Here is a 12,767-nt window from a genome sequence, read left to right as displayed (position 1 = left end):
GTCAGCCGGCGGGGCGGTAGAGGCCCGGGGCGAGATAGACGGAGAAGCGCCGGGAGTCGCCGCCCCGGTACGAGACGAAGTTCTGGGTGACCGACCGGGAGAGCGGCTCGTCGGCGAGGGCGTCCAGGAGCGCCGCGTAGGGCCCGGCGACATCCGGCTGTTCGGCGCGGAGGAAGGCGGCCACCCGGTCGCGGGCGGCCTCGTCGTGGTCGTGCACCGGGATCATGGGGACATACGTCGCCGCGCTGGGCAGATCGTGCCGGGGGTCCAGGGTGAAGGTGGTGACCGCCGGCTTGCGGCCCCACGCGGGCGCGGTGTGCGGGCCGTTGATCCCCTCCAGGGCGCGGGTGAAGAGTCCGGGGACATGGTCCCGCGCGACGGCGGCCTTGGCGTCGATCTCCGCCGCGGACACCCCGGAGTGGGCGACATACAGCTGGGCGCGGAGCGCCTCGTCGCCGACCAGGTCCAGGGCGACACAGACCGGTTCATGGGCGGGGGTGAACTCACCGCCCAGATGGTCGGCCAGCGCCGACCAGGGGCGTTCCAGACCGAGGCGCTTGAACGCCTCGGCCGCCCGCGCGGCGGAGTGCTCCCGCCCGCCGACGGCCGGGTTGAGGAAGACCTTGTAGGCGGGCGGGCCGCCGGGTCGCCAGGCGACCGCGTGGGCGATGACGAAGTACCCCTGCGGATCGTCGGGGGTGAACAGGGGCGCGATCTCCAGGAAGCGGTCGATCGACACCCCGGGGTGCCCGGCGAGCAGCCGGGTCGTCCGCAGGCCGTCCCGCATCCGGGAGGCGATGGTGCCGTCGCCGGGCGACTCGAAGGAGAGCCGTACGGCGGGTTCGCCGTCGGTCCAGGCGACGGAGGGCTCGAAGGGCATGCCGTCGACGGAGACCCAGCAGCCGCGCCGAGGGGGAGTGCCCACCGGCAGATCCCCCCAGGGTGCGGAGATCTCGGTGATCAGTTCCAGGGTCGACTCATGGCTCTCGCCGGTGAGCCCCAGGGCCTCGCGGGCGCGCCGGATCCGGTCGTCGGCGACCTCCGCATAGGTGTCGTCCGGTCGGTAGCGCGACGACGCGAAGCGCAGCGGGCGCCCGGACATCTCCGCGATCACCCCCGTGCCGGGGGTGAAGTCGTGGGGGGTGCCCTGGGCGGGGCCGGTCGTCCGCATCCCGTCTCCTGATGTGTAGTCGGATCGATCACCGAGGCAAAGGCGAGTAAGGATCCACCGAAGAGGGCCGTCTTCGCCGGTACTTGCGCACATTGATGGCCGCGCCCGATCGCGGGGCGAGCACTTCCGGACAAGATGAAACAGTTCTGTAAGGGTGAACCCGGCGTCGCGCCCCCTGTCACCGGCGCCCGCGGGGCGTGTACGCCGGTGGGACACGTGTCCGTGGTGGCGCCGGAACGCGCCCCTGTACCTGGGATGTTGAGGCCGGGCGTCCTATTTCCGTAAAAGATCACTCGCGGTCGAAACGGAAAAGGCCAGATTCCATCAGCCCTTCAGCACCTGGCGACACACTGTGACTCGCTCGCTACCGCTCGTCGCTCACCGGCCCCTTCTCCGGCGCACCGGGCCGGCCTTCCCTGCCGCTTCCCAGCTTCGGCTCTCCCGCGCCCCGGGAAGCCCGCGAGAGGACTTCACGCGTGTCCGGACCGTTATCGTCCCGCCGCTCCGCCATGCCCGTGTCCGCCGCCCCCCTCGCCGCCGGCGAGGGCGGGGCGCCCCTTCCGGGCGGGGCCACCCTTCCGGAGGTGTTCGCCCGACAGGCCCGGGCCACCCCCGACGCGACCGCTCTGATCAGCGGCGACACCCGGCTCACCTATCACCTGCTGGACCGGCTCGCCGACCGGCTGGCCCGGCGGCTGACCGCCGGGGGCGTCGGTGCCGGGGCCACCGTGGGGGTGCTCCTGGAGCGTTCGGCCGAGCTGGTGGTGGCGCTGCTCGCGGTGGTCAGGGCCGGGGCCCGCTATCTGCCGCTGGACCCGGGACAGCCCGCCGCGCGCACCGCCTGGATGCTCACCGAGGCCGGGGCCCGGACCCTGCTCACGGCCCCCGGCGCGGGCGCGGCATCCCCCGGGGGCGTCCAGATCCTGCCCGTCTCCCTGGAGCCGGAGTTGGAGTTGGACCCGGACACGGACCCGGATCGGGACATGGATCGGGACCTGCCGCAGGGCACTGCCACGGAGACCACCGGTACCGGCACGGACGCGTTGTCCCATCCGCTCGGGTCCGCGTACCTCATGTTCACCTCCGGCTCCACGGGGACACCCAAGGGCGTGGTCACCACCCACGCCAATGTGGTCGCCCTCGCCGCCGACCCGGCCTTCGCCGGCGGGGCCCACCGGCGGGTCCTGCTCCACTCCCCGCACGCCTTCGACGCCTCCACCTTCGAACTCTGGGTGCCCCTGCTCCAGGGCGGCACCGTCGTGGTGGCTCCCCCCGGCGAGCTGGACGCGCGCGGTATCCGGTACGCGGTCGCCCAGCACGGGATCACCGCGCTCTGGCTGACCGCCGGGCTCTTCTCGGTCCTCGCCGACGAGGACCCGCACTGTCTGGCCGGGCTGCGCGAGGTGTGGACCGGCGGGGACGTGGTCCCCGTGGAGGGGGTACGCAGGGTCCTGACCGCCTGCCCGGAACTGGCGGTCGTCAACGGCTACGGGCCGACCGAGACCACCACCTTCGCCACCTGCCACCGGGTGGAGCACCCCGGCGGACCGGGCGCCTCGGTCCCCATCGGCACCGCCATGGCGGGCATGCGCGCGGTCCTCCTCGACGAACGGCTCCGGCCGGTGCCCGACGGGGAGACCGGCGAACTCTATCTGGGGGGCTCCGGGCTGGCCCGCGGCTACGAGGGCCGTCCGGGGCTGACCGCCGCCCGCTTTGTCGCCGACCCGGCGGGCGCCCCCGGCGACCGGCTCTTCCGCACCGGCGACCTGGCCCGCCGTACCGGCGACGGCCTGCTGGAGTTCCTCGGGCGCGGCGACGACCAGGTGAAGATCCGCGGCTACCGGGTCGAGCCCGCGGAGGCCGAGGCCGCCCTCGGCCGCCATCCCGCCGTCGCCCGCGCCGCCGTCACCGTCCGCGAGGACCGGCCCGGCCACAAACGGCTCGTCGGCTATGTCGTCCCGGCCGATGACACCACGCTCCCGGCACCGGACGCGGGACCGGACGCGGGTCCGGAGGGCCCCGGACCGCTCGACGGCCCAGGGGGCCCCGTTGGCGCCAAGTGGCCCGGTGGCCCCGGGCGGTCCGGTGGCGCTCCGGACCGGCAGGAGTCCGTCGCCGCCTGGCGGGCGATCTACGACTCGCTCTACGACCGGACCGCCCGAACCCGTCTCGGCGAGGACTTCTCCGGCTGGAACAGCAGCTACGACGGCCTGCCGATCCCCCTCAAGCAGATGCAGGAGTGGCGCGACGCCACCGTCGAGCGCATCGCCGAACTGCGCCCCTCCCGGGTGCTGGAGATCGGCGTGGGCACCGGGCTGCTGATGTCCCGGCTGGCTCCCCACTGTGCCTCCTACTGGGGAACGGACCTCTCCGGCGAGGTCATCACGGCGCTGGAGGGGATGGTCGCCGAGGACCCCGACCTCGCCGACAGGGTCCGGCTGCGGCAGGCCGCAGCGGATGAACTCGACGGCCTTCCACAGGACTTCTTTGACACCGTTGTCATCAATTCGGTGATCCAGTACTTCCCCGACGCCGCCTATCTCACCGGTGTGCTCACCCGCGCCGTCGAACTGCTGGTCCCCGGCGGCGCCGTCTTCGCCGGCGACATCCGCGACCCACGGCTGCTGCGCGCCTTCCACGCCGATGTCCAGCTCCGCAGGCCCGATCTGCCCGACGACCCCGGCGCGGTACGGGACGCCATCGGGCACGGCATGGCCCGGGAGAAGGAACTCCTGGTGGACCCGGCCTACTTCACCGAGCTGACACGTGCCGTCCCCGGCATCGGCGGCACCGAGGTGCGGCTCAAGCGCGGCCGGTATGTCAACGAGCTGACCCGCTACCGCTACGACGCCGTCCTGCGCAAGGCCCCGGAGGAGCCGGCCGGCCCCGTGCCCGCCGTCCGTGAGCTGCGCTGGGGGCGCGACCTCACCACGGTGGAGGCGCTCGCCGCCCACCTGGACCCCGCCCACCTGGACGCCGACCGTCCCGACCCCTCCCGTCCCGGGACCGGCCGCACCGAACCGGACGGCTCCCGGGACGACCTGAGGGTGACCGGTGTCCCCGACCACCGCCTCGCCCCGGTGGCCGCCGCCCTCGCCGCCCTGGACGGGACCCCCGGCCGTGTCCGGCCCCTGGACAGCCTCAACGACACCGACTTCCCCGGCCTGGAGGAGTTCCATCTGCTGGCGGCCGGCCGCGGGCTGCGCGCCTCGGTGTCCCGTCCCACGGCGGAACGGGACACCCTGGACATCGTCCTCACCGCCCGGCCCCCCGCCACCCCGGGCAGCGGTGACCCCGCCCCGCTGGGCACCCCGCTCGCCGCCCTGGTCAGCGCCCCCGCGACCGCACGGGACACCGGTGCGCTGGTCGCCTCCGTCCGCGCCTTCCTCGGCGAGCGGCTCCCCGCCTATCTCGTCCCCGAGGCGATCGTGGTCCTGGACACCCTGCCCCTGACCGCGAACGGCAAGGTCGACCGGCGGCGGCTGCCCCGCCCGGACAGCGGATCGGCGGAACACGGCCGGGCCCCGCGCACCCCGATGGAACGTCTGCTCTGCGGTCTGTACGCCGACATCCTGGGCGTCCCCCGGGTCACCGTGGACGACAGCTTCTTCGCCCTCGGCGGGCACTCCCTCTCCGCCACCCGCCTCATCGCCCGGATCCGCTCCGTGCTCGGCCTCGAACTCCCGCTGCGCACCCTCTTCGACACCCCCACCGTCGCCGCGCTGACCGGCGCGGTCGACCGGGCCATCGCGGGGGAGAGACCCCCGCTCACCCGGGTGGAGCGGCCCCGGCGGACCCCGCTCTCCTTCGCCCAGCGCCGGCTCTGGTTCCTCGGCCGGCTCGACGGGCGGAGCGCCGCCTACCATGTCCCGCTGGTGCTGCGGCTGCGCGGCGAGGCGGACCCCGAGGCCCTCGAAGCCGCCCTCGGTGATGTACTGGCCCGCCATGAGAGCCTGCGGACCGTCTTCCCGGAGACCGCCGGAACCCCCTGGCAGCGGGTCCTGACGGGACCGGCAGCCCGGATCCCGCTGGAGCGCTCCACCGTCCCGCCGGACGCGCTGGACGACGAGGTCGACGCCACCGTGGGCCTCCCCTTCGACCTGGCCCGCGCGATCCCCCTGCGGGCCCGGCTGATCACCACCGGGCCCGGTGTCCACACCCTGGTCCTGGTCGTCCATCACATCGCCTGCGACGGCTGGTCCCTGGCACCCCTGTGGCGGGACCTCGCCACCGCCTACGCCGCCCGCCGCCGGGGAGCCGACCCCGGACTCCCGCCGCTGCCGGTGCAGTACGCCGACTACACCCTCTGGCAGCGGGAACTCCTCGGCGGCGAGGACGACCCCGACAGCCCCCTCGCCCGGCAGACCGCCCACTGGCGGACCACCCTCGCCGGGCTCCCCGAGCAGGTCGGCCCGCCCCTGGACCGGCCCCGGCCGCCGACCGCGTCCCAGCGCGGCGACACCCTCCACTTCACCGTCGGCGAGCGGCTGAACCAAGAGGTCCGCAGGGTGGCCGAGGAGTGCGGGGTCAGCCCCTTCATGGTGCTGCACGCCGCCCTGGCGACCCTGCTGACCAGGCTCGGCGCGGGCAGCGACATCGTCGTCGGCGCCCCGGTCGCGGGCCGCACCGACCCCGCGCTCGACGATCTGATCGGCTTCTTCGTCAATATGCTGGTGCTGCGCACGGACACCTCGGGCGACCCCGCCTTCCGTGAATTGCTGGCCCGGGTACGGGAGACCGACCTCGCCGCCTACGGCCACCAGGACCTGCCCTTCGAACGGCTGGTGGACACCCTGGCCCCGGCCCGTGACCCCGGCCGCCACCCCCTCTTCCAGGTGATGCTGGCGCTCCAGAACGCCCCCGGACGGATCCCCGAACTGCCCGGTCTGGAGGTCGAGGAGGAGCCCGTCTCCACCGGGGCCTGCCGCTTCGACCTCTCCCTGAGCCTGCGGGAGCGGCCGGGCCCCGACGGCCGCCCCGGAACCATTGACGGGGTCGCCGAGTACAGCACCGACCTCTTCGACCGCGCCACCGCCCGGACCCTCGTCCAGCGCTACCTCCTGCTCCTCGAAGCCGCCGTCACCGACCCCGACCGGCCCATCGGCGACCTCGCCGTGCTGCTCCCCGGCGAACGCGAACTGCTGCTGGAGCGGAGCGGCGACACCGCGCCGCAGATCCCCACCCGGACGCTGCCCGCCCTCTTCGAGGAGCAGGTGCGGCGTACCCCGGAGGCGACCGCCCTCCTCCACGACGACGGCGCGGGCCGGGTCACCACCCTGGACTACCGGGAGCTGAACACCCGCGCCAACCGGCTCGCCCGGCTGCTGATCGCCCGGGGCGCCGGACCCGAGCGGGTCGTCGCCATCGCCCTGCCCCGTACCGCCGCATCGGCCGTCGCGACCCTCGCGGTGCTCAAGGCGGGCAGCGCCTATCTCCCGCTGGACCCCGACTGGCCCGCCGCGCGGCTGCGGCTGATGGCCGACGACGCCCGCCCCGTCCTGCTGCTGACCCCGGCCGGTACGGCCCTGCCGCCGCTCGGCGACCCCGGGCCGCTCCGTGTCGACCTCGACCACGAGGCGACCCGGCGGGAGCTGGCGGGGCTCGCGGGCACCGACCTCACCGACGGCGAGCGAGCCCGGCCGCTCGACTGCGCCGACCCCGCCTATGTCATCCACACCTCGGGCTCCTCCGGCCGCCCCAAGGGGGTCGTGGTCACCCATGCCGGCTTCGCGGGTGTGGCCGAGGCCCAGCGGCTGCGGTTCGGGGTCACGGAGACCAGCCGGATCCTCCAGTTCGCCTCCCACAGCTTCGACGGGGCCGTCTGGGAGCTGTGCGGGGGACTGCTGACCGGGGCCACCCTGGTCATGGCCCCCGCCGCCGCCCTCGCCCCCGGACCCGGTCTGACCGCGCTGATCGAACGCCACCGCGTCAGCCACGCGACCCTGCCCCCCGCCGCGCTCGCGGTCCTGGAACCCCGCGGCATGCCCTCGCTCACCTCGATGATCGTCTCCGGTGAGGCGCCCTCCGGGGAGACCGTCCGGCTCTGGTCCGCCGGGCGCCGGCTCATCAACGGCTACGGTCCGACGGAGACCACCGTCTGCGCCACGCTCAGCCCCCCGCTCTCCGGAACCGTCCCACCCCCCATCGGCCGTCCCACGGTCAACGCCCGCGCCTATGTGCTCGATCCCGCGTTCTCCCTGGTGGCCCCCGGTGTCCCCGGTGAGCTGCACATCTCGGGCGCGGGACTGGCCCGGGGCTATCTCGGCCGGCCCGCGCTGACCGCCGAACGCTTTGTCGCCGACCCCTTCGGGCCCCCCGGCACCCGGATGTACCGGACCGGCGACCTGGCCCGCTGGAACACCGCCGGGGAGCTGGAGTTCCTGGGCCGTACGGACGGTCAGGTCAAGATCCGCGGCTTCCGGATCGAACCGGGAGAGGTGGCGGCCGCCCTGACGGCCCACCCGGAGGTCGCCCAGGCCGTCGTCCTGCCCCGCGAGGACCCGCGCGGCGACCTCTGCCTCGTCGCCTACGCCGTACCGGCCGGGGACGGGCCCGTACCCGACGGGAGCGGGCTGCGCGAACACCTCGCCGCGCTGCTCCCCGCCCATCTCGTCCCCGCCGTCGTCCTGGTCCTGGACGCCCTGCCGCTCGCCGCGACCGGCAAGGTGGACCGCGCCGCCCTGCCCGCACCCGACTTCGCGGCGCTGGCCCGCCCGGCCGGCCGGGCCCCCGCCACCGCGCGCGAGCGGGCGATGTGCGAGCTGTTCGCCGAAGTCCTCGCGATCCCCCGGGTCACCCTCGACGACAACTTCTTCGCCCTGGGCGGCCATTCGCTGCTGGTGCCCCGGGTCATCAGCGGGATCGGCCGGCGGCTGGGCGCCCGGCCGCCCATGCGCATCCTCTTCGAGCGGCAGACCCCCGCCGCCCTGCTCGCGGCCCTCGAGGGCGATACCGATGCCGATACCGATACCGACGCCGTACCGGTCGGCGCCGCCCCGCACGACCCGGTCGCCGACGCCGTACTGGACCCCGCGATCCGCCCGCCGCACCGGAGCCCGGCACCGCCCGCCACCGCCTGGCGGCATGTCCTGCTGACCGGGGCCACCGGCTTCCTCGGCTCCTTCCTGCTCCGCGAACTCCTCGACCGTACCGACGCGACCGTGCACTGCCTGGTGCGCGCCGACCCCACCGCGCACGGCACCGAGGGCGCGGCCGGGCGGATCCACCGCACCCTGGCCCGGTACGGCCTGTGGGACGAGGAGCTGCGCGGACGCGTCCACGCCGTCCCCGGCGATCTGGAGCGGCCCCTGCTGGGACTCACCCCCCGCCGCTTCGACGCGCTGGCGGAACGTGTCGACGCCGTCTTCCACAACGGTGCCCGGGTCAACGCCGTCGAGCCCTACGCCCGGCTGCGGGCGGCCAATGTGACGGGCACCCAGGAGATCCTGCGCCTGGCGACCCGCTGGGGGGCGACCCCCGTCCACCATGTCTCCACCGCCGCCGTCTCCGTCGGGGCCGCCGACGGCACCGCGCCCGTACCGGAGCTGCGGCGGATCGACCCCGCGACCCTGCTGCCCGGTGGCTACCCCGCCAGCAAATGGGCGGCCGAACAACTGGTCTGGACGGCCGGTGAACGCGGCACCCCCGTCGCCGTCTACCGGTGCGGACGGATCAGCGGACACTCCGTCACCGGCGCCGGGCCCAGCGCCGATGTGCTCTGGCATCTGGTCCGCTCGATGCTGCTGACCGGCTCCGCGCCGCTGCTGGCCACGCCCGAGGACCCGGACCCCGTGGTCGATCTGATCCCCGTCGACTGGACGGCCGCCGCCGTGGTCCGGCTCGCGGGGCAGCCGCGCGCCCTGGGCCTGGCCCACCATCTCACCTGCCCCGCCCCGCTTTCCTTCGCCGTGCTCCTGGACCATCTGCGGTCCTACGGCTACCGGCTGGAGGAGACGGAGCGCGAGCGGTGGACCCGTACCCTCCGCGAACGGGCGGACGCCACCCCACGCACGGGCGCCACCCCGCGCACGGGCGGCACCGGAGGCGGCCTGGACGCGGCCCTGCTCCTCGCCGACACCCTGCCCGCCCTCACCCGGCTCGCCGGAGTCGCGCTCGACACCACCCACACCCGGGCCGGTCTCGACGGCTCCGGGCCCGCGTTCCCGGCACTGGACCGGACCCTGATCCACACCTACGCCGACCACTTCGTCGCCGCCGGATTCTTCCCGCCCCCGACCCGCCGTCCCTGACACCGGGGCCCTGACACCGCGTCCCCGACACCGGACTCCTGACTCCGGGCCCCCGACACCGGCCCCTGACACCGCGTCCCCGGCACCGGCCCCCGATACCGCCGTCCCGGCACCGGCCTCCCACCTCCCGACGGAAGGCGCCCACCCGTGACCCGTCCCCGCAAGGACTCCGCCGACCCCGAGCGCAGCTCTCTCGTCCTGGTCAACGACGAGGGCCAGTACAGCCTCTGGCCCACCCGCACCCCGGTCCCGGACGGCTGGCGGACCGTCTGCGGCCCCGCCCCCCGCCCGCACTGCCTCGCCTATGTCGAGGAGCACTGGACCGATATGCGCCCCCAGAGCCTCATCGCCCACCACCATCGGTACACGAAGGAGCTGTCCCAGTGAGCGACGCGCCGTCCCCCCGGAAGTACCCCTTCTCCGAAGCGGTGGCCCTTGAGGTCGACCCGCTCTACGGCATCCTCCGCGCCGAGGAGCCCGTACCGAGGGTCAGCTGCCCCTACGGCGAGGACGCCTGGCTGGTCACCCGGCACGCGGACATGAAGACCATCCTCGGGGACCCCCGCTTCAGCCGCGCCCGCGCCGCCGACCACGACGAGTCCCGGCTCACCCCGCTCCCCATCCACACCAGCATCCTCGGCATGGACCCCCCGGACCACACCCGGCTCCGCCGGCTCCTCTCCCGGGTCTTCACCATGCGCCGGGTCGAACTGCTGCGCCCGCGCGTCGAGCGGGAGGCCGAGCGGCTGATCGACGCCATCGTCGCCCAGGGCATGCCCGGGGACCTCATGGAGGACTTCGCCGTCCCCTACGCCGCCACCGTCATCTGCGATCTGCTCGGTGTCCCGTTCGAGGACCGCGAGCGCTTCCGGGGCTGGCTCGACGCCTTCTCCGCCACCACCGTGATGACGGAGGAGGAGATCGAACGGGACACCCAGCGGCTGTACGACTACATCGGCGACCTGGTCGTCACCCGGCGCGCCACGCCCCAGGACGACCTGCTCAGCGCCATGGTCAAGGCCAGCGACGAGGAGGAGCGGCTCTCCCCGAAGGAGTTGACGGAGCTGGCGAGCGTGCTGCTCATCGCCGGGCACGAGACGGTCTCCTCGCAGCTCATCGACTCCTTCTACGCCCTCTTCACCCACCCGGAACAGCTGGACGCGCTGCGCGGGGACCGTTCCCTGCTGCCCCGCGCGGTGGAGGAGACCCTGCGCTATGTCCCGCTGATCTCCCATGTGACCTTCGCCCGCTACGCCACCGAGGACGTGGAGCTGAGCGGCACCCTGGTCCGCGCGGGGGAGTCCGTCCTGCCCGCCATCCCCTCGGCCAACCGCGACGAGGCCGTCTTCCCCCACGCCGACCGCTTCGACATCACCCGGGAGCACAATCCCCATCTGGGCCTCGGCTACGGCATCCACCGCTGCCTCGGCGCGCCGCTGGCCCGGCTGGAACTCCAGGTGGCCTTCGACACGCTGCTGACCCGTCTGCCCGGCGTCCGCTGCGCCGTTCCCACCCAGTCGCTGGAGTGGAAGGACGGCATGCAGGTACGCAGCCTGCTGGCGCTGCCCGTCGTCTGGTAGCCGGAGGCGGCGGCCGGGAGCCGGGGGGCCGGGGGACCGCTTCCCGGACCCCCGGCGGCCGGGTCAGCTGCCGGTGCTCTGGTAGTGGCGCATCTGCCGTACCCAGACCAGATAGGCGGCGTACAGCCAGAGGAAGCCCACCACAGGTGCCGCCCAGGCCAGGACGGCCGGGAGGGGCAGTTCCCCGGTGCGCCCCAGCAGGACACTCGCCGGTATGTAGGCGACGAACGCGACCGGCACCGTCCAGGTGAGCAGCCAGGTCGTCGCCGTGCCGAAGATATGCAGCGGATAGGAGCCGAAGAGCAGGAAGACATTGTCCGTCAGCATGTGCGCCGACCGGGTCTCCAGGAAGCGGAAGCAGAGCGCCGAGAGCGCCAGCACCACCGCGCCCTCCGCCGCCGCGCCGCCGAGGACCGCGAGGACGAGATAGAGCGCCTTCACCGGGGTCCAGTCGACATCCGCCGCCGGCAGGGCGAAGGCGAACAGGGTGACACCGGTGATGACGTCGCCGAGGGTGTTCATCCGCGCCCGGGTGGTGATGACCTGGATCAGCGGGTTCACCGGACGCATCAGATAGATGTCGAAGCGCCCCTCCCGGACCATGATGTCCAGGACGCTCAGCTGGTTGAACGGGACGACCCAGACGGCATGCGCCAGCAGCCGCAGGGAGTAGAGGAAGGCCACATCCGAGAAGGTCCAGGAGCCGATCGCGTCGAAGCGGCTCAGCACCACCCAGATGAAGGCGATTCCGCTGCCCTGGTAGACGATGCCCATGAAGACGAGGAGCACGAAGTTGAACCGGTAGCCGGTCTCCGCGCGCAGCGCCGCCTTCTGGAGCGTCCAGTAGAGCGAGAGGGACTGTCGGGGTGTTCGGTTCATGCGGTCAGCCTCCCTGGACCGAGAGCCGCCGCCGTGCGCGGTGCCAGACCGTCACGGTGGCCAGGGTGAGAAGCAGGACCCACAGGCCCTGGACGGCCAGTGCCCGCAGCGCCTCCGCGCCCTCCAGCCTGCCGACGTAGAGGGCGGCGGGGACATAGCCCGTGCTCTGGAAGGGCAGCAGCCCGGCGAGGATCCGCAGCGGTTCGGGGAAGAGCGAGACGGGGAGCATCGTGCCCGCGAAGAACTGGTTGATCAGCCGGTAGAGCACGGTGAACCCGCTGGTCTCCACCGTCCAGAAGGCCACCAGGGACAGCAGCAGGGCCAGCAGCAGCGCGATGACGTACCCGAGCAGCAGGGCCGGCACATAGAGGGCGAGAGCGCTCGCGGAGGCGGGGGTGTCGACGGTTCCGACGACCATGACGACCGGCAGGGTGGCCACCACCGAGAGCCCCATGAAGAGATGGGACCCGGCCATGTGCGCCAGCAGCTGCGGGACGAAGCCGGCCGGCCGGATGAGATCGAAGACGATCTCCCCGGTGCGCACCCGTCGATAGATGTACTCGTTCACCGTGAAGTCGGTGAACACCCAGCTCTGCAGATTGACGACGGTGAGATAGACGAGGAAGGCGTGCAGGGTCATCCCGTCGATCGTCTCCCGGCCCTCGAAGAGGGTCGTCCAGAGCCGGGAGAGGATGAAGATGTTGAGGATGACGATCAGCTGGAGCAGCAGGACGTTCTGACGGTAGGTCAGCGCCGTTCGCACCCGGGCGGCGACGATCCGGCGCAGTCCGGGGGCGAGCGGGGTCATGGGCTTCGGACTTACGGGGCTCTGGCTCACGGGGTCCGGGGTGACGGGGCTCGGAGGCACGGCGTCCGGGGTCACGGGGT

At 73.6% G+C, this 12,767-nt stretch carries 6 protein-coding genes; 3 read left to right on the top strand and 3 right to left on the bottom strand.

The window, feature by feature from the left end; translation table 11 throughout:
• Position 1 precedes the first annotated feature (1 nt).
• A complete protein-coding gene (locus ABT354_RS13905; protein ID WP_351493077.1) occupies positions 2 to 1,171 on the bottom strand; it encodes a tryptophan dimethylallyltransferase family protein in 1,170 nt (389 codons plus the stop codon).
• 476 nt (positions 1,172 to 1,647) lie between these two features.
• Between ABT354_RS13905 and ABT354_RS13900 the strand changes: the two genes are divergently transcribed.
• From ABT354_RS13900 to ABT354_RS13890, 3 genes are all read left to right on the top strand, one after another.
• Positions 1,648 to 9,420 (top strand): non-ribosomal peptide synthetase, encoded by a 7,773-nt coding sequence (locus ABT354_RS13900; RefSeq protein ID WP_351493075.1) that lies wholly within the window; start codon positions 1,648 to 1,650, stop codon positions 9,418 to 9,420.
• A 147-nt stretch (positions 9,421 to 9,567) separates the two neighbouring features.
• Positions 9,568 to 9,807 carry an MbtH family protein gene (locus ABT354_RS13895; RefSeq protein ID WP_351493073.1) on the top strand — a complete coding sequence of 80 codons (240 nt, stop codon included), beginning with the start codon at positions 9,568 to 9,570 and terminating at the stop codon, positions 9,805 to 9,807.
• On the top strand, positions 9,804 to 11,000 hold the full coding sequence (locus tag ABT354_RS13890) for a cytochrome P450 (RefSeq protein ID WP_351493071.1): 1,197 nt from the start codon (positions 9,804 to 9,806) through the stop codon (positions 10,998 to 11,000). Before ABT354_RS13895 ends, ABT354_RS13890 begins: the two co-directional genes overlap by 4 nt.
• Positions 11,001 to 11,063: 63 nt before the next feature.
• Here the strand turns inward: ABT354_RS13890 and ABT354_RS13885 are convergent, their stop codons facing one another.
• Both ABT354_RS13885 and ABT354_RS13880 read right to left on the bottom strand, forming a co-directional pair.
• Positions 11,064 to 11,879 (bottom strand): ABC transporter permease, encoded by an 816-nt coding sequence (locus ABT354_RS13885; protein WP_351493069.1) that lies wholly within the window; start codon positions 11,877 to 11,879, stop codon positions 11,064 to 11,066.
• Positions 11,880 to 11,883: 4 nt separating this feature from the next.
• The gene (locus ABT354_RS13880) at positions 11,884 to 12,687 is read right to left on the bottom strand and encodes an ABC transporter permease (protein ID WP_351493067.1); all 804 of its coding nucleotides are present in this window, start codon (positions 12,685 to 12,687) and stop codon (positions 11,884 to 11,886) included.
• Between the last annotated feature and the right edge of the window lie 80 nt (positions 12,688 to 12,767).

The organism is Streptomyces sp. NPDC000594, from assembly GCF_040299965.1.
Classification (GTDB): Bacteria; Actinomycetota; Actinomycetes; order Streptomycetales; family Streptomycetaceae; genus Streptomyces.
Note: the sequence above shows the minus strand (reverse complement) of the source record. Positions and strands in the feature narration are given on the sequence as shown.